The sequence below is a fragment of the Salmonella sp. 741265116_PST genome (genome assembly GCF_046567715.1).
In the GTDB taxonomy this organism is placed as follows: domain Bacteria; phylum Pseudomonadota; class Gammaproteobacteria; order Enterobacterales; family Enterobacteriaceae; genus Salmonella; species Salmonella enterica.
Genome location: NZ_JBKFPH010000040.1, coordinates 1 through 23,330 on the forward strand (window position 1 = coordinate 1; position 23,330 = coordinate 23,330).

Annotated in this window: 35 protein-coding genes; 29 read left to right on the top strand and 6 right to left on the bottom strand. The window is 50.9% G+C overall.

The annotated features are described in order from the left end of the window. Positions 1 to 149 precede the first annotated feature (149 nt). The 3 genes from ACLD11_RS19640 to ACLD11_RS19650 are packed head-to-tail and all read right to left on the bottom strand — an operon-like array spanning position 150 to position 2,355. A complete protein-coding gene (locus ACLD11_RS19640) occupies positions 150 to 1,187 on the bottom strand; it encodes a tyrosine-type recombinase/integrase (RefSeq protein ID WP_001145217.1) in 1,038 nt (345 codons plus the stop codon). A gap of 3 nt (positions 1,188 to 1,190) precedes the next feature. Then, on the bottom strand, positions 1,191 to 1,757 hold the full coding sequence (locus ACLD11_RS19645; RefSeq protein WP_000568372.1) for a PH domain-containing protein: 567 nt from the start codon (positions 1,755 to 1,757) through the stop codon (positions 1,191 to 1,193). Between the two features lie 16 nt (positions 1,758 to 1,773). After that, a complete protein-coding gene (locus ACLD11_RS19650; protein ID WP_000514630.1) occupies positions 1,774 to 2,355 on the bottom strand; it encodes a phage repressor protein CI in 582 nt (193 codons plus the stop codon). Positions 2,356 to 2,498: 143 nt separating this feature from the next. Between ACLD11_RS19650 and ACLD11_RS19655 the strand changes: the two genes are divergently transcribed. The 11 genes from ACLD11_RS19655 (at position 2,499) to ACLD11_RS19705 (ending at position 8,496) form a co-directional block, all read left to right on the top strand. Beyond that, on the top strand, positions 2,499 to 2,720 hold the full coding sequence (locus ACLD11_RS19655) for a helix-turn-helix transcriptional regulator (RefSeq protein ID WP_001247711.1): 222 nt from the start codon (positions 2,499 to 2,501) through the stop codon (positions 2,718 to 2,720). Between the two features lie 30 nt (positions 2,721 to 2,750). After that, entirely contained in the window at positions 2,751 to 3,254 is a 504-nt protein-coding gene (locus ACLD11_RS19660; protein WP_000460878.1) for a phage regulatory CII family protein, read from the top strand. A gap of 9 nt (positions 3,255 to 3,263) precedes the next feature. Next, positions 3,264 to 3,446: a phage filamentation protein Fil family protein gene (locus tag ACLD11_RS19665; protein ID WP_000643372.1), complete on the top strand. Its 183-nt coding sequence runs from the start codon at positions 3,264 to 3,266 to the stop codon at positions 3,444 to 3,446. Positions 3,447 to 3,450: 4 nt separating this feature from the next. Continuing rightward, positions 3,451 to 3,876, top strand: coding sequence for a hypothetical protein (locus tag ACLD11_RS19670; protein WP_000704101.1), 426 nt, complete (start codon positions 3,451 to 3,453; stop codon positions 3,874 to 3,876). Next, the gene (locus ACLD11_RS19675) at positions 3,876 to 4,277 is read left to right on the top strand and encodes a hypothetical protein (protein ID WP_000974862.1); all 402 of its coding nucleotides are present in this window, start codon (positions 3,876 to 3,878) and stop codon (positions 4,275 to 4,277) included. The genes ACLD11_RS19670 and ACLD11_RS19675 overlap by 1 nt, the downstream gene beginning before the upstream one ends. Positions 4,278 to 4,344: 67 nt before the next feature. After that, positions 4,345 to 4,578 carry a DUF2732 family protein gene (locus ACLD11_RS19680; RefSeq protein ID WP_000551163.1) on the top strand — a complete coding sequence of 78 codons (234 nt, stop codon included), beginning with the start codon at positions 4,345 to 4,347 and terminating at the stop codon, positions 4,576 to 4,578. Further along, on the top strand, positions 4,569 to 4,976 hold the full coding sequence (locus ACLD11_RS19685; protein WP_052938628.1) for a hypothetical protein: 408 nt from the start codon (positions 4,569 to 4,571) through the stop codon (positions 4,974 to 4,976). The genes ACLD11_RS19680 and ACLD11_RS19685 overlap by 10 nt, the downstream gene beginning before the upstream one ends. Further along, entirely contained in the window at positions 4,973 to 5,302 is a 330-nt protein-coding gene (locus ACLD11_RS19690) for a DUF3850 domain-containing protein (RefSeq protein ID WP_000153512.1), read from the top strand. The genes ACLD11_RS19685 and ACLD11_RS19690 overlap by 4 nt, the downstream gene beginning before the upstream one ends. Then, complete coding sequence (locus tag ACLD11_RS19695; RefSeq protein WP_023205461.1) at positions 5,292 to 6,152, top strand: DNA adenine methylase; 861 nt, start codon at positions 5,292 to 5,294, stop codon at positions 6,150 to 6,152. Before ACLD11_RS19690 ends, ACLD11_RS19695 begins: the two co-directional genes overlap by 11 nt. Then, positions 6,149 to 8,170, top strand: coding sequence for a replication endonuclease (locus ACLD11_RS19700; RefSeq protein WP_000170873.1), 2,022 nt, complete (start codon positions 6,149 to 6,151; stop codon positions 8,168 to 8,170). Before ACLD11_RS19695 ends, ACLD11_RS19700 begins: the two co-directional genes overlap by 4 nt. 119 nt (positions 8,171 to 8,289) lie before the next feature. Further along, positions 8,290 to 8,496, top strand: a complete 207-nt coding sequence (locus ACLD11_RS19705) for a hypothetical protein (protein WP_000353141.1) — start codon at positions 8,290 to 8,292, stop codon at positions 8,494 to 8,496. On the opposite strand, the gene ACLD11_RS19710 is transcribed toward ACLD11_RS19705, so the two are convergent. From ACLD11_RS19710 to ACLD11_RS19720, 3 genes are read right to left on the bottom strand one after another with little or no spacing between them, the layout of a single operon-like run. Then, positions 8,470 to 8,793 carry an ogr/Delta-like zinc finger family protein gene (locus ACLD11_RS19710; RefSeq protein WP_001552031.1) on the bottom strand — a complete coding sequence of 108 codons (324 nt, stop codon included), beginning with the start codon at positions 8,791 to 8,793 and terminating at the stop codon, positions 8,470 to 8,472. The two genes, ACLD11_RS19705 and ACLD11_RS19710, sit on opposite strands and share 27 nt — an antisense overlap. Then, on the bottom strand, positions 8,790 to 9,851 hold the full coding sequence (locus tag ACLD11_RS19715; protein WP_000038208.1) for a phage portal protein: 1,062 nt from the start codon (positions 9,849 to 9,851) through the stop codon (positions 8,790 to 8,792). The genes ACLD11_RS19710 and ACLD11_RS19715 overlap by 4 nt, the downstream gene beginning before the upstream one ends. Further along, entirely contained in the window at positions 9,848 to 11,623 is a 1,776-nt protein-coding gene (locus ACLD11_RS19720; protein WP_001151946.1) for a terminase large subunit domain-containing protein, read from the bottom strand. Before ACLD11_RS19720 ends, ACLD11_RS19715 begins: the two co-directional genes overlap by 4 nt. 160 nt (positions 11,624 to 11,783) lie before the next feature. Here ACLD11_RS19720 and ACLD11_RS19725 point away from each other — a divergent pair, with 160 nt between their 5' ends. The 18 genes from ACLD11_RS19725 (at position 11,784) to ACLD11_RS19810 (ending at position 23,327) form a co-directional block, all read left to right on the top strand. Next, positions 11,784 to 12,584: a GPO family capsid scaffolding protein gene (locus tag ACLD11_RS19725; RefSeq protein WP_000018798.1), complete on the top strand. Its 801-nt coding sequence runs from the start codon at positions 11,784 to 11,786 to the stop codon at positions 12,582 to 12,584. A 61-nt stretch (positions 12,585 to 12,645) separates the two neighbouring features. Further along, on the top strand, positions 12,646 to 13,668 hold the full coding sequence (locus ACLD11_RS19730; RefSeq protein ID WP_000550496.1) for a phage major capsid protein, P2 family: 1,023 nt from the start codon (positions 12,646 to 12,648) through the stop codon (positions 13,666 to 13,668). 3 nt (positions 13,669 to 13,671) lie between these two features. Next, positions 13,672 to 14,373, top strand: a complete 702-nt coding sequence (gene gpM, locus ACLD11_RS19735) for a phage terminase small subunit (protein ID WP_001218536.1) — start codon at positions 13,672 to 13,674, stop codon at positions 14,371 to 14,373. A 96-nt stretch (positions 14,374 to 14,469) separates the two neighbouring features. Continuing rightward, entirely contained in the window at positions 14,470 to 14,922 is a 453-nt protein-coding gene (locus tag ACLD11_RS19740; protein ID WP_001680743.1) for a head completion/stabilization protein, read from the top strand. Further along, positions 14,919 to 15,425 carry a phage tail protein gene (locus ACLD11_RS19745; RefSeq protein ID WP_000084220.1) on the top strand — a complete coding sequence of 169 codons (507 nt, stop codon included), beginning with the start codon at positions 14,919 to 14,921 and terminating at the stop codon, positions 15,423 to 15,425. The genes ACLD11_RS19740 and ACLD11_RS19745 overlap by 4 nt, the downstream gene beginning before the upstream one ends. Beyond that, positions 15,422 to 16,129, top strand: coding sequence for a hypothetical protein (locus ACLD11_RS19750; RefSeq protein WP_000560083.1), 708 nt, complete (start codon positions 15,422 to 15,424; stop codon positions 16,127 to 16,129). Before ACLD11_RS19745 ends, ACLD11_RS19750 begins: the two co-directional genes overlap by 4 nt. After that, positions 16,126 to 17,253, top strand: coding sequence for a DUF2586 domain-containing protein (locus ACLD11_RS19755; protein WP_183046908.1), 1,128 nt, complete (start codon positions 16,126 to 16,128; stop codon positions 17,251 to 17,253). Before ACLD11_RS19750 ends, ACLD11_RS19755 begins: the two co-directional genes overlap by 4 nt. Then, positions 17,250 to 17,705 carry a phage protein gene (locus tag ACLD11_RS19760; protein ID WP_000166743.1) on the top strand — a complete coding sequence of 152 codons (456 nt, stop codon included), beginning with the start codon at positions 17,250 to 17,252 and terminating at the stop codon, positions 17,703 to 17,705. The genes ACLD11_RS19755 and ACLD11_RS19760 overlap by 4 nt, the downstream gene beginning before the upstream one ends. A 9-nt stretch (positions 17,706 to 17,714) precedes the next feature. Next, positions 17,715 to 18,008, top strand: a complete 294-nt coding sequence (locus tag ACLD11_RS19765) for a phage holin family protein (protein ID WP_001154425.1) — start codon at positions 17,715 to 17,717, stop codon at positions 18,006 to 18,008. Beyond that, positions 18,005 to 18,346, top strand: a complete 342-nt coding sequence (locus ACLD11_RS19770; protein ID WP_000175560.1) for a M15 family metallopeptidase — start codon at positions 18,005 to 18,007, stop codon at positions 18,344 to 18,346. The genes ACLD11_RS19765 and ACLD11_RS19770 overlap by 4 nt, the downstream gene beginning before the upstream one ends. Then, positions 18,346 to 18,678 carry a hypothetical protein gene (locus tag ACLD11_RS19775; RefSeq protein ID WP_000376370.1) on the top strand — a complete coding sequence of 111 codons (333 nt, stop codon included), beginning with the start codon at positions 18,346 to 18,348 and terminating at the stop codon, positions 18,676 to 18,678. Before ACLD11_RS19770 ends, ACLD11_RS19775 begins: the two co-directional genes overlap by 1 nt. After that, positions 18,650 to 18,838: a hypothetical protein gene (locus tag ACLD11_RS19780; RefSeq protein ID WP_259467689.1), complete on the top strand. Its 189-nt coding sequence runs from the start codon at positions 18,650 to 18,652 to the stop codon at positions 18,836 to 18,838. The genes ACLD11_RS19775 and ACLD11_RS19780 overlap by 29 nt, the downstream gene beginning before the upstream one ends. After that, complete coding sequence (locus tag ACLD11_RS19785) at positions 18,825 to 19,082, top strand: putative phage tail assembly chaperone (protein ID WP_000411339.1); 258 nt, start codon at positions 18,825 to 18,827, stop codon at positions 19,080 to 19,082. The genes ACLD11_RS19780 and ACLD11_RS19785 overlap by 14 nt, the downstream gene beginning before the upstream one ends. A 47-nt stretch (positions 19,083 to 19,129) precedes the next feature. Beyond that, positions 19,130 to 19,273 (top strand): DUF6890 family protein, encoded by a 144-nt coding sequence (locus ACLD11_RS19790; RefSeq protein ID WP_370922079.1) that lies wholly within the window; start codon positions 19,130 to 19,132, stop codon positions 19,271 to 19,273. Then, positions 19,270 to 21,240 carry a phage tail tape measure protein gene (locus tag ACLD11_RS19795; RefSeq protein ID WP_183046907.1) on the top strand — a complete coding sequence of 657 codons (1,971 nt, stop codon included), beginning with the start codon at positions 19,270 to 19,272 and terminating at the stop codon, positions 21,238 to 21,240. Before ACLD11_RS19790 ends, ACLD11_RS19795 begins: the two co-directional genes overlap by 4 nt. Further along, entirely contained in the window at positions 21,237 to 21,566 is a 330-nt protein-coding gene (locus ACLD11_RS19800) for a DUF2590 family protein (RefSeq protein WP_001002797.1), read from the top strand. Before ACLD11_RS19795 ends, ACLD11_RS19800 begins: the two co-directional genes overlap by 4 nt. Continuing rightward, a complete protein-coding gene (locus ACLD11_RS19805) occupies positions 21,563 to 22,747 on the top strand; it encodes a baseplate J/gp47 family protein (protein WP_094947655.1) in 1,185 nt (394 codons plus the stop codon). The genes ACLD11_RS19800 and ACLD11_RS19805 overlap by 4 nt, the downstream gene beginning before the upstream one ends. Further along, positions 22,740 to 23,327: a phage tail protein gene (locus tag ACLD11_RS19810; protein WP_001001824.1), complete on the top strand. Its 588-nt coding sequence runs from the start codon at positions 22,740 to 22,742 to the stop codon at positions 23,325 to 23,327. Before ACLD11_RS19805 ends, ACLD11_RS19810 begins: the two co-directional genes overlap by 8 nt. Positions 23,328 to 23,330 lie beyond the last annotated feature (3 nt).

Genomic DNA, 23,330 nt, shown 5'->3' on the forward strand with positions numbered 1-23,330 from the left:
GATTTTAAAGCTAAAATTTGGTGGCCCCTGCTGGACTTGAACCAGCGACCAAGCGATTATGAGAACCATAACAGCCAAAGTAAAAACAATAACTTAGATAAAAATCAGTAGGTTACAAAACCAATATCCACCAATAAGAGCCAATATTCTTAAGTTTGTGCGACACTTTTGCGACACTTTAGAGGGTTGAGCTTTAAAGCCTCCTCAAGGTGGTTTGGTGCAAAATGGGCATAACGCATTGTCATTTTAATATCGGTATGCCCTAGTATTTTTTGAAGGACTAAAATGTTGCCACCGTTCATCATAAAATGGGATGCAAAGGTATGCCTGAGAACGTGCGTCAGTTGCCCGGCTGGTAATTCAATTCCAGCTCTTTCCAGAGCAGATCTAAAAGCGTAATAACACGGACTAAAAAGCACACCATTCTTTTTTGGCAGTTCAGCTATGATTGCTGGGTCTAATGGTATTGTGCGGTTGCGCTTACCTTTCGTTTTTATAAATGTGACCTTCCCAGCACCGATTTGGCTGCGCTTCAATTTCTCTGCCTCTCCCCAGCGAGCGCCAGTAGACAGGCAAATCCTGACAATTATCTCCAAATCTTTAGCAGAGCTGTGGCGGCTTTCCTCTAAGAGCCTGTCAATCTGCTCTCCAGTAAGATAGGCCATCTCACTTTCTTCTGTTCTGAACTGGCGAACGTTCTCTAATGGGTTAGGCGCGTCCCATTCCCCGAGCCGTTTTAATTCATTAAATACAGCGAGGAAATAAGCGTGCTCCAGGTTCATGGTGCGCGGTGAAACCTGAGTGACGCGCTTTGTCCGGGCAAAATGGCCATCCAACCTTTTAGCTCTATAAGCGGTGAACAGCTGCGCGGTGAACTCAGTAGCCATAGGAGAACCCATACACTCATCAGCCCATAGCATGGCGCTTTTACGCTTTTCACCATCGCGCAGGGTTATCCCGTGGCGCTCGAACCAGAGATGTATCAGATCAGAAAGGCGGCGTTTGTCTTTGCCCTGACCGAGCCAGGGTGAGTCCTCTATTTTCTGGAGGGTGTAATTTTCAAACGCCAGCGCTTCACCTTTGGTGGCAAATTTTTTGCGAACCCGCTTGCCGCGTTTACCGTTGCTTCTATCTACAGTGTAAAAGTCAGCAACCCATTGACCATTGTCTAATTTCCTAACTGGCATAAGTTAACCATTAAGAATACGTTGTTTCTGTTGCTGAAATTCTTCTTCAGTCAGTATCCCTTCTTCTTTCATTTCTGCCAGACGTTCAATTTTTGACATTTGTTCGTCAAAAGAATGAGTAGCTTTAGTTGGTTCTTGTTGTGATTGGGCGGGGGTGTTCAAATTGTTTCTAGTTTCATTCACTAAGTTGGTGAACGGAATTACTGATCCCTTCATTACATTTTTAATGGTGTAATTTTGGCCACTGGTAGAAATCATAATCTCACCAAACATAAGCCCGGTTTTACCGCCAACACTTACTATATTGTTGAGGTTAATGTCGACTTGCTTAACGCCAAAAATCATACCCTTATCGAGAAAAATTACTCGTTTGTTAGTAAGGGTTATTAGCCATGTGTTGCCATCCATCATTCCGCTGGCAATTGCCACTGGTTGTTCACCAGAATTTAAAATCTCCGGGAGGTGGAAAAATTCTTTTTTGGTACCAAAAGGGGTGTCAGATACCACACTGGCCAAGCGTTTCATCTCTGCTTTCAACTGATCTTTTGATGCTGTTTTGTAGTCGATCATCTTCAATTCCTTATATTTATTTTATGGTTAATACAACTCTACCTAGAATTTTTATGTCTTCAATTGAACAGTCGAAGGCCATTCCAACGCCGCTAACTCTTACTTTCTTAATAGGTATGCGGGTAAGGGTACGAATGCTGGTTTTACCTTCAATTTCAACTAGCCACTCATCGTCATAAACCTCTGTAAAAGAGGTATCAACGATAAACTGATTGTTCCCCTCAAGGACACATATTGGGGTGTTTGGTAAAGGGGTGCCTGGTAAAAATGAAACTTTATCAAGCATGTACATACCTGCATCGTAAAGAACACCATCAACGATTTTTCGGCGGGGCATTTTCAAAATGTCTAGTTCTTCGTCGTCAAATTTCCTACCTTGACCTGTTGCAAGCCACTCTAGAGAAGCACCAGTTTCGGCTACACACCTGACAACCATGTCAGCGGGGAATCCACCACGTTTATAACGTCCAGCCAGGCTACTGGATGCCATATCAAAATGGTCGGCAAGCATTAGTTTTGACGTAAAACCATAAGCATCAATGACTCTATCGAGTACTTCACTGCTGTGGCTAATTTGTCCGTAAGAAAATTTGCCCATAATTTAACCAGCCATTCGTAAAATGCGATAAATTTGTTGATTTGTCGCTTAATACGATCTAGCCTCTCCTCGTTGTAGTTTTTTACGAATATTGGTTGTTAAAAGTGGATATTGGCGTATCCCTAACTGGAGAAGTTTGCATTATGCGTCCCAACATTACAATCGTGATCCCCGATCCGTACATCCCACTTGATGAATATTGCCGCCGTACTGGCATGTCCAAAAGTACAGCTGAGAACCTGATTTCATACGGAAAACTTCCAATCAAGCCCAAAGGCGCGCAGAAAAGAGGGCTGGTAGAAGTCAATATGGCCGCCCTAACCGTGATGGCATTAAGCGAGTGTGATGTTTCGCTTAACGCGTAATTCATCCTACGGATTAGGGAAGGGCTAACAATGTTTGATTATCAGACTTCTAAACATGCGCACTTTGATGCGGCTTGCCGAGCATTTGCGGTTGAGCACAATCTGGAAGATGTGGCCGCTGCCGTTGGTATGAGACCACAGATCCTGCGTAACAAACTGAACCCAGCACAACCGCACCGCTTAACCTGTGACGAGCTTTTAGCCATTACGGATTACACCGAAGATGCGCGTTTACTGGATGGGATGCTGGGGCAGATTAACTGCCTTCCATCCGTGCCAGTGAACAATGCTACAGAAGCAAACATGCAACTGTGTGCTCTTAGCGCCACCGCCAGTGTGGGCGCAATTGCTGGGGAAGCCGTATCAACTGGTCATATGACCGCCGCCCGCCGTACACAAATTCTTGATCGCGCTCGCGATGCTATCCGTAGCCTTTCCGTGTTGGCTTACACCGTTGAAAGCCGTATCCATTCTGCGCCGGTTTTAGCCGCAGCGGTGGATCTGGTCACGACGAATGCCACTGGCCTGATGTGAGGGAACATTATGAAAGCGTTTGTGACTTACCTGAAAAAAGAATCACCGGCTATGCAGTTACCCAGTGGTTCAACCGGTTGGATAGAACTGCCGAACGGCCAGCGCTGGAATCCTGGTCACATGTACAAATTCAACGCTCAACAACCGCGTCGCCCGTGGTGGCATCGCCTGATGGGACTGGTAAGGGGTTAGCACTATGAAAATTAGCACTGAGCGTGCAGAAGTCGCCCTGAAACATTGCAAAAGAATGCGCCTTCAGATCAACCCAGCATACAGCGATGCGGGGGACTGGTGGGATAACTTAACACCAGAGTGGCGCGGCGTGGTACTTCATGCTGCTGCGGTTACTTCAGGTTCCGGTGTATTTAAAGCCCACTTAAGCAAATTCTGCTGGCGGGAGCTTTATGAACGTCTGGGCTATAGGGACATGATTCAACTACGCAGGGGTATTTCAAGGGCGCGGTTAACATTTGAAGGTTTTGGCAGTTTACGTGACAGCGATTTTTCAAAGCGCACCGCGAACCGCCCGATCAAAAAGGTACATCAAATTAATACCAGGAACAAAGTGCAGATGATTATCGCACCTCATATTGTCCATAAATTGCAGCAGGGGAATCACTGATGGCCATTATTTCCGTTGAGAGTAAATCGTTGGGGACTGAACTGGCTGTGTGGGGAGTCCCGCATAACTACGCGGTAGCGTTTGCAGAGAAAAGCGCCAGTAAAAATGGCCGCATTGCGTTGCATCCGTTCTTCTTCAATGACACCGAACACATGACTAACCAGCGCCACTGGCTGGCGATCAATGCCGCTTTCTGGTGCTGCGTGTACCGAGAAGCTGAGAGCAAAGAGGCACAGATTGAAGCGCTGGCGGGGATTCGCGCAATTTTCTATACAGCCGGGGCGCTGGGCGTTGGCGAGATAAAGGCGCTGATCCAGGAGTGGTGGCGGACAACCTATGAGCTTCACCTTATTCCGGCACCGAATTATTCAGCCGTCACTACACAACTCGCTTTTCACTAATTAACAACCTGAATTTTTTGGCCACGGTTCAAGTGGTCGGGGATTCTTTTGTCTTAAGGAAACAAAAATGCATATGACACATCAGGATTTACCCGCAACGAAATCAGGTACTGACCTGCTGGCCATGCTCACCAAAGCTACACAGGAAGGTAAAGCTGCTGCTGCTGATTTGTGTTCTATCCGTCTGGATAAGCTGGCTACCCATGCAGCCAATGAAGGTTTAAGCGCAACGGAAATCGTTGAGTTAATCCGCGAAGAAGCTGCGGCGATTTGCAGTAAAGGCGGTGCAGCATGGAACTGATCAAACGCGTCCAGTTCACAAAAGAGCAGTTAATAGAAGCGGCGCAGGAAGATATTGCTGCTATCAGTGATGCCCTTCAATGCTACATGCCCTGCGCAGCGAGTAAAAGTTTGCAAAAATCATTGGTTTTGAAAGAAATTGCGTTGGCATCACTGAACGCTAAACCTATTGGAGCATTCCACATCCTCGATCAGCAGGTGGGAGCAACTACTGATTACATCAAGGATGGCGAGTGGCCTATTTCTAACGGTGTTATTGAGGTCTATGCCGCCCCGCCAGCGCCGGTAGTGCCTCCAGAAAAGTGGGTGAATCCTGACATCAATTACGCTGAAGAAAACGGGTTTGCGGAAGGCTGGAACGCTTGTCGCGCTGCCATGCTCAAAGGTGGTGCAAAATGACAATCAAAGTCCACACGATAAAAATTGCGCCTAAATATCTTGATGCCGTTATTGCTGGTCAGAAAAAAGCAGAGCTGCGCAGAAATGATCGTAACTATAAGGTCGGTGATGTTCTTTCATTGAAGGAATGGAAGCACGGCAAATACACCGGTAGAGAATGGTCAGCGGTGATAACTCATGTTCTGCCGATAAATGAGGTTGTTGCTGGCTTTGAAAGCTGGGTTGTTTTGTCCATTAATTCAATGTCTCTTTTTGACGTTGCTGCTTACCTTTACAACAACGGTGGCTTGTTTCAGCTGCAGGCGGGGGCTAAACATGGCCGTTAAAACTCCGCTTAAATGGGTGGGCAGCAAAGCCCGCCTTATGCCGCAATTACGTCCCCATTTGCCGGAAGGAAAGCGCCTGGTTGAACCGTTCGCAGGTTCCTGCGCCGTCATGATGAATACGGATTATGACGAATATCTGATCGCGGACGTAAATCCTGATCTGGTTAATCTTTACAAGGCGATGGCGTATCACACTGATGCGCTGCTGAATGAACTGGAGATTCTTTTTAACGCTGGTTCGTTAGGCGATGAAGAAAGCCGAGCGGTTTTCTATTATGCGGTGCGTGATGCTTTCAACCAGTCAGGTAAATCCTTTGGTTCGGAATCCGTAGAAGCTGCTGCGCGTTTCCTGTACCTGAACCGGCACTGCTTTAATGGCCTGTGCCGGTACAATCGCCGCGGTCAGTTCAATGTTCCGTTCGGTAAGTACAAAAAGCCTTATTTCCCTGCTGATGAAATCTGCGCCTTTGCTGAAAAAGCAAAGCGCGCAACATTCATTACTGCCCACTATTTAGAAACGCTTGATTTGGTTCGGGACGGGAATGACGTTGTTTACTGCGATCCGCCTTATCTGACTGATAGCGATAATTTCACCGCTTACCATGAGCGTGGTTTTTCGCATATGGATCAGGGGCGGCTGGCGCGTAAGCTGCGGCGCCTGGCTGAACGTGGAATTCAGGTAGTCGCGTCAAACAGCGATCTGGAAATGGTGCATTACCTTTACGCAGGTTTTAACTCGGTAAGGGTTAATGCGCCGCGTAGTGTTGGTGCGGCAGCCGCAAGCCCGAAAATGGCGGCAGAACTGATTCTTAAATGGCCTTTACCGGCGACTTCTGAGGCCAGCGCATGACGCTGGCAATAAACGAAGATTGCTACGCCGTTGATGCTTGGCGGCGTGAAACCTTCGCGCCAGGTACACCGGCAGACGTGACAATCACGGAGCGCCTCCTGTGGGCTGTAAACCCGCAGGATCATAAATGGCGTGCTCAATACCTGCATGAAATACCCGACTGGTTAGCCGGGTATTTTGGCCGTCGTTACGAAAAGCTTTTTACTGGCCCTGACGGGCGTCGCCGTGCCAATACATTCCTGCGTCAGACTATTGGAGGGAATGTATTGCCACGTCTGCGCAAAGTGGCTGCTCGTTATAAGCTGGCCGCTGATGCAATAGACCTTCCTTTTGGCAAGTCGCTGGAACGCCTGCCGTCACTTGACCGCCCGGAACTTAAAAAACTGGCTGGCCAGATATCTGGCTGGATCTCCCAGTCGCTGTATGACTTCACCGAACGGTTTGATTCCGGCACTGACGACCCTAAAGAGCTGCACCGCCGAACGATGGAGTCTTATCGCTATCTTTGTGCGTGCAGTCTGATGCTGAATAATCAGCCGCCATACTGGGCAGAACATGAAGCCAATGCTGGGCAACTGGAAACACGTAAGGCTGAATCCGGCATTCTTCGCATGATGGCACCTGAATGGTGGTATCTGCGCCTGAAGCGAGCGCGTGACGTACAGCGTGAGCATATGGCCATAGCCGTGGGGCAGGTGCAGAAAGCGGCCAGCGCTTATGTATCCCGTAAAACCCTGGGGGAATGGATAGAACAGAAAAAGCGAAATCTGGAGTTCTTTAAAAAGTTTGATCTGCTGAATGATGAAGGGCTGCGCATTGCACTGGACAGCATGGTACACCGCAGTGTTGCAAATCCGGCGATCCGTCGCTGTGAGCTAATGGTAAGAATGCGAGGATTTGAAGATATGGCCAATGAAGAAGGGCTGGCCGGTGAGTTTTACACTATCACCGCGCCATCTCGTTTCCATGCGGTACACAGCAAAGGGGGCTTTGTATCGCAATGGGATGGAAGTACGCCGCAGGATACCCAGCGCTATTTATGTGGCGTATGGGCAAAAGCCCGCGCCGCGATCTCGCGTGCGGGTATCCATGTATTTGGGTTCAGGGTTGTCGAACCTCACCATGACGGGACACCGCACTGGCATATGTTGCTGTTCATGCGCCCGCAGGACGTGGACACGGTGCGCGATATTCTTTGTTATCACGCCAGAATTACCGACTCCGAAGAACTGCAAACGCCAAATGCGCTAAAGGCACGTTTCCATGTTGAAGCCATCGATCCCGCTAAAGGGTCAGCGACGGGCTACATCGCCAAATACATTTCCAAAAACATTGATGGATTTGCTTTGGATGGCGAGCAGGACGAAGAAACCGGAGAAAACCTGCGGGATATGGCTAAATCCGTTTCTGCATGGGCTTCACGCTGGCGCATTCGCCAGTTTCAGCAGATTGGCGGTGCGCCGGTGACAGTCTGGCGTGAGCTTCGTCGGTTGCGGGATCAGGTGCTGACTGATCGCAGAATGGATGCGGTTCTGGCTGCTGCTGATGTCGGGGACTGGGCTGCATATACCCAGGCGCAGGGCGGCGCACTGGTTGCCCGCCGTGATCTGGTTGTTCGTCTGGCCTATGAAATTACGGAACAGGGTAACGAATATGCGGAAGACGTGCAGCGCGTACAGGGTGTTTACTCTCCTTTGGTTCCAGATTCAGAGGTCTGCACCCGTCTGGTTAAGTGGCAGAAGGTTGCGAAGTTGACCGAAGCGTCAGCGGAGGCGGGTTTTTCTGGCGGCAACGCCGCCCCTTGGAGTTCTGTCAATAACTGTACGGAGGGTGGAACCCGCAGACGGTTAAAACTGGAATTAAGAAGCCGGGGGTTCGATGGTTCTGATGAAGAAATAGACATACTGAAACGAGGGGGAGGGCTTCGTTTCGGTCAATCAGCACTCATTTACCGGAACGGACGACTACAGGAGAAGCAAAACGAGCCAATGCAGGAGCTTTGGCCGGGATGGTTATGACGCTGTAACTCTGTGAAACATATCTATTTGTCACCTGGTTAACAGAAAAATATGTTTCACAATTAGTGCTTAAAGGTGTACTGTATGTTTATACAGTTATTGTTTGTATGGGAGGGTAAATGGATATTCTGGAGGCGTCGGCACAGCTGGAACGCATTGAGTTGTTGGCCAAGATTGCCCATATTTACGAAAGTAACCAAAGAGAGAAAACGATAGCTTTGTATTGGATTGGAGAGATTGCAGGAGAAATGCGGGAAAAGGTTAGTAAAGCGATGAAAAGCCCCCAAAAAGGGGGATTGTCAGGCGGCGGGAGTCGCTTTCAGTAAGTCTAATGCCATCTGACGCTGATCGGGTGAAAGGGCATTCAGTATTTTTTGTACCATAGCATCACCTGTTTTAGCGCTTGGGCTGAGAGTGTGGGAGAACGTCAGATTCATGACAAACGTGTGGCCACACTCAACATCTGAACAGGCGCAGTAAATATCGGCAATCTGCCGGTGTTTCCGGTTCGTTTTACGAATAACAGCTTTTGAGCCGCATTCCGGGCATTCGATTTTCAGAACTCGCATATTCCATGCTCCAGCTGTTAAATGATGCCTGGATTTTAGCCTTTTTTGCCTCATACCGCACCCTTATCCGTTGATTCTGTGTAACTTAAATCAAAGTTCAGGTGCAGGTTTTCCGGTATTTCTGGATCATTGTTTACGGCCATCATAAACCGGCGCTGAACAGGGGCGACTTCGCTTTTTTTATAAATCCGTTCGGCCTTTTCTACGTCACCCAGTCCGGCAGTATTTTGCGGGACAATGCCGGCAAGCCCGGCAGGAAAACGGTGCGCGTTCAGAATGTCCTGGGCACTGATATTCTTGATGTTGGCAAATTCATCCTTAGCGGAAATATCCCCCATTTCAATGAATTTGATGGCGTCACCGTCTCCGCCGGGAATGTTTACCAGGATGGTGGAGAAGTTGCCGATCCCTTTGCTGTCACGCAGCTGCTGTTCAATTTCCTCTTCCATTTCATCCGTCATGCTGGGATCGCGCGTGTAGAGAATGCCGCCAGTGTGGGCGCCATTGTGGTAGTAACGGCGACGGAAAATGACCGCTTCACTGTTGAGTAATGCAGAATGTACGCCGCCGATGTAGTCCGGCAGTCCGTAAATATGCTGTTGCGGGTCATACATTTTGATGAAGATAATATCTTCTTCAGGCCATATCTGCGGTTCGCCTTCCTGTAGCACCACGTAATCACCAGGTTGATCAGTTGCGTTGTTCCTGTCTTTCCTGCGTCGGATATAGAGGCCGGGTAAGGGTTCCAGTCCGATCACGTCTCCCCATCCGTTACGAATTTTTCCAAGCGCAATATCCCCAAATGTGATGTAGTCAAAAGCTGCGGCTTCCAACTGGTCGTAAGTCAGGCCGCCAGACAGATAATCAGACACAATCATGTTTTTACGGGCGTGGATGATACCGCCATGTTGACCGTTAAGGTTAATCAGCTGTGCCAGTGCCAGCCGGTCAATTGGCTGGGTAAAATGATCGGCGGCATTGTCGTACCAGATATCCCGGTAGTCGGTGCCGGTGGTCAGAACAGGTTCCGGTTTGCCGAACGTAATGATGCTCATTTTTTTTGACTTATCGCCGCGCTGGTCGCGCTTAACGAAGTGTTTCTTTTTACTCATGCTGCCTTGTTCCTTAAATTCCAGCGTGATTTAGGTTTATTTTCATAGTTCAGAGGTTCGTTATGCAGGGCGTGGGTTATCGCCCAGAACGCTTCGGCGTGTCCTGTGTCCTGGCTGCGGTCTGCAACAAAGGTCATGGCGTTACCGCTTTGCGTGGTTGTGCGGCGTACGGACATAAAGCTGGCCGGGATCTCTTTCAGGTTTTTGTCCCATTCAATTCGCTGACTTTCGACCACGTCAGCCGCCTTCAGTACCAGCTGATTTTTTGTGTTCAGGTCGTAACGAATGGCGACGGCCACACGCATAGCAAAATGCTGAATGTTGTCAAAAACGCCCTGGCCAATACCGGTAACGTCCACGCCCAGATAGGTGAAGTTGTATTTTTTAAACAGCTGCTCGATCTGCTTTGCCTGGTACCGGAAGTTCATCCCTTTCCAGTAAATCACCTTCAGAACGCGGAATTTCTCCACGGCGAACATCGGCGGCGCCACAATCACAAAACAGGACAAATCCCCGCTGCGAGCCGGATCAAAGCCGCCCCATACTGGCCTGTCACCAAATGGCCGGGCGGCGTCCGGGTTATGATCCTGCCAGGTATCCACTTCCACGCCGCAGGCTTCCAGGTCGGAAAAGCTGAAAACGGAATCTTTATTGTCCACGAACACGCACATATAGAGCATGTTGAAAGTGGCTGTGTTGTAGCGGTTGCGCAGCTTCTCGATGTTGGCCAGATTGAAGCCGCCCGCAATAGCATCCTCCATAGTAATGACGTAGCGCCACTGGCCATCCGGACAAACCCGCCCGCCGTCGCGCAATTCATCAAAGGTCGGAAACTTAATGGCAGTACGTTTTTTACTGCCCTGTTTCCATTCATCGCCTGTCCAGAACGGGTACGCCTGGTGAGTTTTAGCTGACGGTGTTGAAAAGTAGGTGGTACGCCACTTGTCATGTGTGGCCATTGCACTGGCCACTTCATTAAGTTTTGTGAAATTTGGAACCCAGAAATATTCATCACAGTACAGGTGGCCGCTGTAGGACTGGGCGGTGTTCTTGTTGGTGGACAGGAAGCGCAGCTCCGCGCCGTTGGACAAGCGGATGGGGTTGCCGGTCAGCGTGATCCCGAAATACTGTTCAGCAATATTTACGATGTAAGACCGGAAGTATTCCGCCTGGACTTTGGAGGCAGACAGGAAGATTTGCGGATCGCCTGTCATGACCGCGTTTTCAAAGGCTTCAAATGCAAAATACCAGGTCGCACCTATCTGGCGGCTTTTGAGGATGTTTCTGACCAGCTGGCCAATGTTCCGGCGCAGGTGTTTCTGGTATTCAAACAGGTGTTCTTCCGCCCAGGTGTCAAAATCCTCCTGCGTCAGCGAGGAAATATCGTTTTTCTTGTATTTCCGTTTGCGGCGGGGTTCGTCGTCATTGCTGTCCCGCGCATCTGCCTGCCCGGAATTCTGACCGCTGGCCATCTTTTCTTTATGCTTATTGCTTTGCGCACGTAGCTTTGTGGCGTGAGCAATGAGCATGTCCATTTCTTTCAGGTCGAGATCGGTTTTGTTATCCCGGCTGGCCAGTAGCTGGTAGCGGCGTTCGATAGCCTCTTCAGTGCTTTCAAAACTGAGCAAATCAGCCCAGCTGTATTTTTCAGCCCAGTAGTAAACTATCCGCGCATTCGGCAGATTTAATTCAGATGCAATTTCTTTTGGCGTATAGCGGCGCAGATAAAGTGCGCGGACAACGCCTTTTAATTCTTCAGAGTATTTAGCCATGCGGTAATTATGCCGTGGCTGTAATAAAAAAACGGTGGTGATAATTCGTCTGTATTCGGTAAAGCGTTATATCCGAACTGTTCAGAATAAAACGTAATGCAGCAATGGTTTTATTTGGCAATAATTGATTTGCAGCGTCAGGGAGTGGAACAGGGGGGATATGTCACATTTAAAAACTGACTGGCTGTGTGTTGCTACTGAAGGGGATACCGTTGACGGACGGATTATTGAACGTCAGTGGATTATCGATATGGGGGAAACCTATGACTATAACCACTATGTCGCTTTAATCTGGCCGGAACACCAGAAAGGCGGGGGTAATTTCGGTGAAGTACTGGAAGCCACCTGGCGGGACGGGGATGACGGGCTGGCGCGGTTGTATGTCAGTCTTTGCCCGAATATGCGGCTGATATACGCTAACGAAGAAGACCAGCTTCTTTTCTTCTCCATAGAGCCGGAGGAAGACTGGCGCGGAACAGGACGAACATACCTCAAGGGACTGGCAGTGACGGATACTCCTGCCAGCATTGGCACCACACGGCTGCGCTTCAGTCGGCAGCGCAAATTATCTGAACAGGGTTATTACCGTTATGTAATTTCCCGCGATGGCAAAATTAAGCAGGAAGGAAAAATGAAGAACTGGCAAAATTTGTTTGGTATTAAACCGAAGTTTGAAGATGAAACGCCGCCAGATAATACCGCGCAGGGTGATGATAAGTTACAGGCACTGGCAAACGCGGTAAACGAGCTGGAAGGCCGTGTGGCCAAAATTGAAAATCAACTGAATGATGTTCAGGGTGATGTGGATACTATTGCGGAAGTGGTGGATACAGAAGAATTTGCCGCCATTCGTGATAATGCAAAAGATATCGTTAAGCGTTTTAACGATTTGGGAAATAAATCAGTCCGTACACCAGGACGCAAAATTTCAGAGAAAGCCGGGAAGTTTAATTTCCTGTAATTCACTTTAGCGCTGATTAGTTTCAAATATTTTTATTATCGCTTAATCGCGAGGGAGTTTTATGCACCTTAATAACCGTGCGCGGGAATTACTGGACGGATATTCGGCGGGCATGGCGCAGCAGTTTGGGGCGCGTGATGCCAGCCGTTATTTTTCCCTGAATAACCCGCAGGAAAATGCGCTGCGTCTTGCGCTGCTGGAATCCGTCGAATTCCTGGACATGCTTACCTGTCTGGATGTTGATCAGCTGAGTGGCCAGGTGATTTCCGTTGGTTCTTCCGTATTACACACAGGACGTAGTGAAAGTGGCCGTTTTATTCGCCAGGTTGGTGTGGACGGAAACGACTATTCACTGGTTGAAACAGACAGCTGCGCCGCGTTGCGCTGGGATCTGCTTTCGGTCTGGGCAAACGCCGGTAAGGATGAAAACGAGTTTTATAACCTTGTCCAGGCATTTACCACACAGGCTTTTGCACTGGATATGTTGCGTATCGGCTTTAACGGTAAGAGCCGCGCAAAAACCACTGATCCCGAAGCTAACCCGAACGGTGAAGATGTGAATATCGGCTGGCATGAGCGCATGAAAACGCTGCTGGGCGGCAATCAGATTATGACCGATCCGGTGGTGCTGGATGCAGCTGGGGATTACAAATCACTGGATGCAATGGCGTCAGACCTGATTAACGCCAAAATTCCGGCGCAGTTCCGCAATGACCCGCGTCTGGTGGTTCTGGTGGGGGCTGATCTGGTTGCTGCTGAACAGTATCGCCTGTATCAGGCCGCAGACCGTCCGACTGAAAAAATCGCAGCGCAGTTGCTGGGGAATACCATTGCTGGCCGTCCGGCCATTATCCCGCCTTTTATGCCGGGAAAACGCATGGTGGTGACGCCGCTGAAAAATCTGCACATCTATACCCAGCGCAATACCCGTATGCGTAAGGCGGAGTTTGTGGAAGACCGTAAGCAGTTCGAAAACAAATACCTGCGCAATGAAGGATATGCGGTGGAAGTGCCGGAACTGTATGCGGCCATTGATGAATCCGCCGTAACTATCGGCAAGGTTTCCGAACCAGCGGAGGGCTGATAAATGGCACTTTCTCCCGCGCAGCGTCACAGCCAGCGCATTGCGATGGAACAAAAGCTGAAGCGAAGCCAGGCGCTGGAAACCACGGAAAGTATGCACCTTCTGGTCAAAGCGCTGGAAACGGATGTGGGGCACGTACGCAGCCTGCCGACAATCGCGGATCGCATTGAGTTTAAAAGGGATGTGTTGCTGCCGCGCTGGGTACCGACTGTTGAAGCGTATCTGGAAAGCAAGCAGGTGTACGCCAATCCGGTATTTGCCTGGTGTGTTATCTGGCTGTTTGACGTGGGCGACCTGGATCAGGCGCTGGAATGGGCTGATATCGCAATCAGTCAGCAACAAGCCACACCGGATCAGTTACGCAGCAATTTTCCCACGTTTGTGGCCGATACGATGCTGGCATGGGCGCAGGAAAGCGCCGGGCGCGGAGAAAGTATTGAGCCGTATTTCTCCCGTACGTTTGAACGTGTGGCAGGGGTATGGCGACTGCATGAGCAGGTAACAGCCAAGTGGTACAAATTTGCGGGGCTGGAGCTGCTGCGCAATGAGGATGGCCAGCAAACTGCTGCGGGTGTGGATGATATTGAAACGCTGGAAAAAGCCGATCATTTGCTGGCCATCGCAGAAAAACACTATTCAAAAATTGGCGTCAGAACAGCGCGGCAGACCATTGCCGCCCGTGTCCGAAAACTGACGCAGGGGTAAAGACTACCGTACGCCAGGCGGACGCGGTGGAGGGCAAAACACCTTGTGTGTCATTGCGCCGTGGAAACCGGTCAGTCCGCCTTTTTCGGGGGATTTATGTTTAGTGGAAAACCGCTGGATTATCAGGACGAGCCGCTGGCCAATAATGGTTTCTGGCCGGATCTGAATCTGAAGGATTTTCAGGCGCAGCGGTCACTACCGCCAGATATTGACGCTGACACCATCAGCCAGGCGCTGCTTGCCGCTGTCGCGGAGGTGAATGCCGAGCTGGAAAACGTGGAGGCCAGCTGGAAAGCGAAAGGCCATACGCTGGCGGCAGATGTGCCGGGTGTAAAGATGGGCGGACTTAACAGCCTGTGCGCCCAGTACATGAAAGCCGTTTTTGCCAGGGCAAAAGCGGATCTGTTGGGTGAGTTCGCCACTATCGGACGGCGTGATACCCATCCGGGGCAGGAAAGCCAGGAGACACGGGCCGGGTTACTGGCTGAGGCGTCCGTGGTGATCCGTCGCATGAAGGGGCTTAAACGGGCAACGGTGAAAAAAGTATGAGCCAGACGCAGATCCAAAGCCTGACCGCTTTTTTTCAGGAGAACGTTCCGCCGCGGGCGATGCAGTCATTTGACAGCGTACTGGATGAAATGAAGTTCATCCCCGCCGCGAAGGATTACGGGCTGGGGCAATATCGCCAGGCGGTTATTCGGTATGACGCAGTTCTGAGCTGGGCGCGTTTTCCCTATCGCCTGTGTCCGCCGCAGTTACTTATGTCCTTACTGGCGGCGTGGCTGGACGATGCAGACAGAGACCTGCTGGATGAAGTCGGGCTGAGTGAAGCCGAACCTGACTGGGATGTGTCGGTGGAAGATGAGGAAACCGCCACTGTGGTGCTGACCGTTCCGATGGTGGAAGAACTGGTGATCAGGCAGGACGAAAACGGGGCTATTCCGTGGCGTGGTGAACGCTGGTCACTGGCAGATCCTGAAATCTGGACGGCGTTAACTGCCAGCATTTTCAGTGTGGATGAAACCGGGGCGCCGGTGAGCGGGGAAATATGATAGCCGGTGGCGAGCTGAATAAAAAACAGCTGACTGAATTACGTAAGGCGCTGGCCAGTATGGAGTTGCCACCGCAGAAGCGCCAGCGGCTGATCTGGCGTCTGGCGAAATATGGCGTAATTGCTGCGGCAAAAAGACATGTTCGTAACCAGGAATCCCCGGACGGCCAGAAATGGCCGGGACGTAAGACAAAACGCAAAGGGAAGATGCTGCGTAACCTGCCAAAGCTGCTTCATATCCGTGAAATGCCTGAGATTCAGGCCGTACGGATCTATTTGCAGGGCGGCGGGTACCGGAACGGGGAAACGCCGGTTCCGGCAGGAACCGTAGGTTATGCGCAACAAAACGGAATGCGGGTAAAGGTCAGCCGCAGCAGTCAGCCACGTAAGGCGGACGCCGGAAAAATGGCGACACCTGCCCAGGCTAAAAAACTGCGTGCGCTGGGGTATCGGGTGAGAACCGGAAAACGCTGGAAAAAGCCCACGCTGGGCGATATCACGCGGACGATGCCATACAGCCAGGCCGGATTACTGATTCGAAAGCTGAGTGGTAAAGCAGTGAAAACCAGCTGGACTGTGGATCTTCCTGCCCGCGTATTTCTGGGCATGAATGACGATGAATTTGATAAAGCGCTGGCGCGTCAGCTTCAGGCTATAGGCTTTGGCTGGAATGTAAAGGCGCAGGATATTAAGGGGAAAACATGACCTGGCCAACCGTGACCGTTAACCAGGTAAACCAGCTACTGGGTGAAACCAATGAGGTGGAGCGCACGTTGCTGTTTATCGGTACGGGTACCAAAAATGTGGGTAAAACGCTGGCTGTTAACGCACAGAGTGACTTTAACGCGCTACTGGGTGAGGGGAACAGCCCGTTAAAAAGTGATGTACTGGCGGCAATGGCGAACGCCGGCCAGAACTGGTGGGGATTTGTTCATGTACTGGCCGCAGACAGTGAGTCGGGCGCGTGGGTGGATGCCGTCAAAGCTGCACAGGTTTCCTGCTCGGTGGAAGGCGTGGTGCTGTCGGATGATGTGGCGGCAAAAGAACAGATTAACCAGGCGGCAACGCTGCGATCTGAACTGATTGCGCAATACGGGCGCTGGGTGTGGTTCATCCTGGCGGTTCAGGGAATGCAGGAGGATGAAGCCCAGGCGGATTATCTGAAACGTCTGTCCACCCTTCAGCAGGGTATTGCAGAGAAAGCGGTTCAGCTGGTTCCGCGTCTGTGGGGGAATGAACCGGGCGTGCTGGCCGGTCGCCTGTGTAACCGGGCGGTGACGGTGGCTGACAGCCCGGCGAGGGTGAAAACCGGGGCGCTACTTAATCTGGGCAGCGATGAACTACCGGAAGATGGCACCGGGAAAACACTGGAGCTGGCCACCCTTAAAGCGCTGGAAGCGCAGCGCTACAGCGTGCCGATGTGGTATCCGGATTATGACGGTTTTTACTGGGCTGACGGACGTACGCTGGATGTGGAAGGGGGGGATTATCAGTCCATTGAGACGCTACGTATTGTGGACAAGGCCGCCCGTCGTGTCCGCCTGCTGGCTATCGGTAAAATTGCCGATCGTTCGCTGAACAGTACGCCGGGCAGCATCGCGGCACACCAGACGTTGTTTGCCCGCCCACTGCGCGAAATGTCCACGGCGGCCAACATTAACGGTGTGTCGTTTCCGGGAGAGGTGAAGCAGCCGCAGGATGGAGATGTCTCTATTGTCTGGAAGAGCAAGAAGGCGGTGGATATTTACATTGTGGTACGCACGTATGAAGTGCCGCTGCAAATCACTATCAGCCTGTTACTGGATGCCAGTCTGGAGGCCGCAGCATGACCAAACGTATTTCAGGCATGTCATTTGATGCCTACATCGATGGTGAACTGATCCATATAGAAAAAATTTCGCTGGATATCACGGATAACAGCGCCGCCGCCCAGACACGTGGTGTGCCGGACGGCCATGTTGATGGTGATGTGGCCGCAGAGGGAGAAATTGAAGTCAGTTCTAAAGTGCTTCAGGTACTGACAGCCAAAGCCCGCGCCGCAGGTTCGTGGCGAGGTATTGAACCGCTGGATTTTCTTTTCTACGCCAAAGCTGGCAGTGAAGAAGTGAAGGTCGAGACGTTCGGCAATAAATTGCAGTTAAGCAATCTGCTGGATATTGATCCAAAAGGCGGCAGCGTATCCACGCACAAAATTAAATACTTCGTGACCAGTCCGAAGTTCGTCAACATCAACGGGGTTCCGTATCTGGAAGCGGAAGCTACGGAAAATCTGATCGGGTAAGGAAAAGGGATGCAGGACTACGAAAAAGGGTTTATTGCGCTGGCAATTATGGGGGCGCTGATTGCCCTGGGCAAGATGCTGAACAGTGACGAGCCGATCACGGCACGTCTGGTTCTGGGGCGTGTCATTGTGGGCAGCGCGTTATCAGTAGCGGCAGGGGTGGCGCTTTACTTCGTACCGGATATCCATCCGCTTGCGCTTGCCGGCATTGGTTCAGCGTTGGGGATTCTTGGCCTTAATGGTGTTGAAGCCTGGCTACGTAAGAAAGGGATCGGTTTTCTGGGGAAGGGGGCTGACAAATGACACTGAGTGAAAAACAGCAGCTGTTTACCGTTATGGTGGCAAATCTGATCCACTGGGCAGAAGAACACGGCTACCGGCTGACGTTCGGGGAGGCGTACCGCACGCCGGAACAGGCGGCGCTGAACGCGAAAAAGGGCAGCGGTATTACCAACAGTCTGCATACACGGCGTCTGGCAGTGGATTTTAACCTGTTTGTTAACGGCCAGTACCAGACCCGCACAGAGGATTACCTGCCGCTGGGCGAATACTGGGAGTCACTGGGCGGCAGCTGGGGCGGGCGCTTCAAATCCAGGCCGGATGGTAATCATTTCAGTCTGGAACATGATGGGGTTCGCTGATGGATCGTGTGGTGGCGGGCTGGCTTATAACGGTTGTTCTGGCCTTCTGGGCAGGCTGGAAGGCGGCTAACTGGCAGCGTGACAGTATCGATCTGGCCATCAGCCGGTCAGCCAGCGCTACCGGGGAAACGCTGGCGAGCATGGCCAGTGAATCCGGGCGAAAACTGGAAGAACAACTGGAGGCTTTGAAAAATGCACCGCCGCGTGAAATTCGTACGGAGGTGGTTAAGCCGGTGTTTACTAACGTGTGCCTGTCTGACGACTTTGTCCGCATGTACAACGACGCCGCCGCCAGTACCGAACGTGCGTTATCAGGAAAACCTGAAAACTAAATGCGTCACGCAGCTGCCACGCCTGAAAGGGACTACGGGTAAAGATGCTGCGGAACTGTTGAATGCGTATCTTGAAATTTATGGTCAGTGCGCAGCACGCCATAATCAGTTAATAGATGAAATTAATCGTAGAGAGAATCTTTTATATGGAAAAAATTAAACTGTGTGTCTGTGGGACTGATATTATTTTTGAACCAAATCAGACCGCCTATAATAAGTTTATTAATGAAATGGCAATGGACAATAAAGTGGCACCTGCGCATAACTACCTGACGCGTATTGTTGCAACGGAAAGCAAGGAAGCTTTAGCTGAAATATTAAAACGTCCGGGCGCTGCGCTTCAGCTTGTCAGTAAGGTTAATGATATTTACGCCCCTGAACTGGAAATTGAAGTAAAAAACTGACAAAGCGAGTCCGGGCAATTGAACAGAACGGACTCGAACAATATTTAATACTTCGCCGTCATTATTTACCACATGGTCAGGATTCCGTTGACGATATTGCTGCGGCTATCTGGCTGGATAACCGTCACTGGGAATATACAGGAATTGCTGTGGCCAATGGTGTGGCTAAAGCATTTAAAGGCACAGAATGAAACAGTTAGATTTTACATTAAGCCTGATTGATAAGTTGTCCCGCCCGTTAAAACAGGCACAGAGCAGCGTCACCGGCTTTGCGGAAAAATCAAAAGCGGCCTTTATGCAGATTGGCGGTGGTGTGCTGGCTTTAGCGGGTACAGGAATGGCCATACGGGGTGCGTTATCACCGGCAATTGAAATGTATGATGCGCTGAATGATGCAGCATCAAAAGGGATTGATGATCAGGCATTAAAAGCCGTACAGCGGGATGCGCTGCGCTTCAGTACAACTTATGGCGCCAGTGCGGTGGAATTTGTTCAGTCCACTGAAAGTATTAATTCCGCCATTGCCGGGCTGACCGGTAATGAACTGCCGAAAGTGACAAAAGTTGCTAATACCCTGGCGTTTGCCCTGAAATCCACCGCCGCAGAAACGGCGGAATTTATGGGGCAGATGTTTGGTAATTTTTCCGCCGATGCGGAGCGTCTGGGCAAGGTTCAGTTCGCTGAACAGCTGGCCGGAAAAATGGTGTATATGCGTAAAACGTTCGGTACTGAAATGGCGACGATTAAGGATTTGATGGAAGGTGCGCGCGGTGTGGGGACTAACTACGGTGTCGGACTGGATGAACAGCTGGCGGTACTGGGGCAACTGAACCGCACGCTGGGAACGGAAGCCAGCAGCGCCTATGAAGGCTTTATGACGGGGGCAGTTGAGGGGGCGAAAAAACTGGGGCTGTCCTTCACTGACGCTACCGGCAAAATGCTGTCCATGCCTGAGATGCTGATTAAATTGCAGGGCAAATACGGCAAGAGCCTGGAAGGGAATCTGAAAGCCCAGGCGGAACTGGATGCGGCATTCGGTGACAGTTCGGCTGTGGTCAAACACCTTTACGGTAATGTGGCGCTTCTTCAGAGGAACATCACCGAACTGGGTGGATCTGACGGTCTGAAACGTACGCAGGAGATGGCCAGTAAACTGGTGAAACCGTGGGATCGGTTTGTACAAATCCTGAAAGCTATTCAGACCGTAATAGGGCTGACACTAATTCCGGTATTGTATCCGGTGCTGAATCGTCTGGCGGATATGGGACAGACATTTGCCAGATGGATGCAGCTATTTCCCAACATTGCCCGTGTTATCGGCTATGCCGCTATGGCGTTGCTGGGGTTTGCGGCAGTGGGCGCGGTTGCCAATATTGTGATGGGCGCTTCTAAGTTCATCATGGCAGGTTTACGCGGGATCTGGGTTGCCATGACCGCCGTCACGAAAGCATATACGGCAACGGTATGGCTGGCACAAATTGCTGTTATCGCCTGGAATGCGACGCTTAAATTTTTGCGCGGAGCGTTGTTGGCCGTTCGTATGGCGGCAATCATGGCCGGAATCGGTATTAATCTTATGAGCTGGCCGGTCTTGCTTGTGATCGGGGCGATAGCGTTGCTTGCGGCGGGTTGCTGGTTGCTGATTCAGCACTGGGATACGGTGAAAGCAGCTGTTATGGAAACATCCGCGTTTCAGGCATGTGCCAGGATGGTGGCGTGGCTGGCCGGGGTGTTTTCCACAGCATGGCAATTTATCAGTGAAGGCTGGAACAGTTTTATTGCGCTATTAACAGGGTTTTCACCCTCACAGGCATTAAGTGGACTGGCGTCGGGTATTGTATCCATGTTTGATAATGTCTGGCAGTCCGTTAAAGGTGGTTTTCTGAAATCGTGGAACTGGATTGTTGAGAAGCTGAATAAAATACCCGGCGTTGATATCTCAATGGCTAATGAAACCTCTTCGCCACCATTAACAGTAAATAATTTATCTACAGGTGGCGAGCTAAAAGGAATTGATAAAGGTGGTATCAGTAAATCTGTCAGTAATAACTCAAGGTCTGTGACGGATAACAGCCGGAAAATTAATACTGTCAATATCTATCCAAAAGAAATGATAACGCCGGGGCAGTTAATGGAGTTTCAGGAGCTGGGCGTATGAATGAAATCCTGTATGTTGATTTATTAATTCAGGGAAATGACTTTGTCCTGAATACCGGTAATGAACCTGAATTATGTAATAACCGTAAAAGTATCGGGCAGGACATTATTCATTCCATTATTGAAAGCGGTCTGGCGACGGAATTAATTGCCGAGAGAAGCCCGACCATGCGGGCAGATATTTTTACCCGTATGGAATTACTGATTGAGGATGATGAACGTATCGTTCCGGGAACAGTGGAAATCGGTGAAGAAAGCCGGACACGGTTGTGGATCACGGCCAGCACTTATGACTTCGGCGGAATATCGGTACAGGTGGATTTATGACGGAAAAGCCACAGGTTGACTTTGAAGAGGTGGTGAAAGCCAGCGGTATGCCGGTGACGGAAGAAGAGATTCGCGATCGCTTTAATGCCATTGCGACGGAGGAGGGAATTATCACGAATACCTCCCGTATGTCTCCGTTCTGGCGACTGGTCACGGCCATTGTAACCGCGCCGGTGATGTGGCTGAAGGAGGTTCTGATCTCCACCGTACTGGCCAATATGTTTGTGGCCACGGCCAGTGGAAGCATGTTACGGCTGCTGGCATGGGCAGTGAATATCACGCCGAAGCCCGCCAGCGCTGCACAGGGCGTTATCCGTTTTTACAAGGAAGACGCCAGCGCCGTGGTGACGGTGAAGGCCGGAACGGTGATACAGACAGAACGTATTAACGGCAGGGTGTATGAACTGGCCACTACGGAAGATGTGGTGCTCGCCTCCGGTACCGCCAGCGCACTGCTGCCGGTAAAGGCAACGGGAACGGGTGGCGCATATAACCTTGCGCCGGGATATTACCGCATTCTGCCTGTGGCCGTGGACGGCATCAGCCATGTGGCCAGTGAAGAAAACTGGCTGACCATACCAGGCGCGGATGAGGAAAGCGATGATGAACTGCGTGAGCGTTGCCGTAACCAGTTTAACCTGGTGGGCAATTACCACACGGACGCGGTGTACCGGTCGATGATAGCCGGTGTTGCCGGACTGAGCATTGATCGGATTTTCTTTGAGCACGAAGCACCGAGGGGGCCGGGGACAGCCAACGCCTATTTATTGCTGGACAGCGGCGTGGCTTCTGCGCCGTTTGTGGATGCCGTGAATGACTATATCAACACGCAGGGGCATCACGGCCACGGGGACGATATGCAGTGTTATGCCATGCCGGAAACCCTGCACGATCTGGCGGTCACTGTCTGGGTCAGGAACCTGAACAACATCAGTGATGATGAACAGAAGCGCCTGAAGGACGGTATTGAAAACCTGATCCGGTGCGCCTTCCGGGAAAATACGGACTATGACGTCAGAAGGACGTGGCCGTATTCACGGTTCTCCTTCTCGCAGCTGGGGCGCGAAATCCATAAAAACTTTCCGGTAACGGAATCGCTGAATTTTTCGCTGGATGACATTGCCAGTGAGCTGAATGTGCCGCGCCTGAAATCGCTTGTGGTGAGTATTGAGAATGAATGAGTTCATGAAAAAACTGGCCGGAATGGTACTTCCCTCCTGGATGGACAGGGGCGAGCCGCGAAAACTGCTGCAAACGGCGCGGCGATTCTGGGCGGAGGTGTACGGCTGGGTGACGTGGCCACTGAACCAGTTTGATCCGCTGACCTGTACACCGGCGTTACTTAACCTGCTGGCGTATGACCGGGACATTTCCCGCTTTGACGGGGAGCCGCTGGAACTGTTCCGCAGGCGTGTGGCGTATGCCTTCGTGAATGCGCGTGACGCCGGTTCTGTTGAGGGATTTATCAGTATCTTTGAGCGGCTGGGGATCGGGTACGTTGAACTGATGGAGCGCCAGCCGGGCATTGACTGGGATGTGATTCAGGTTCGCGTCACGGACAGCCAGATTGCGACTAACACGCAGTTGATGATCCAGATTATCCGGCAGTACGGGCGGACATGCCGCCGTTACCAGTTTGAAGTGATCACGTCCGAACGGCTGACTATCCGGGCGGGATGGGATCAGGGGGAATATGTGGTTTATCCGGCAGCACTGAGCGGTACGGAAACCAGCAGCGCAACGTACAGCGCAGGGTTATAAGGG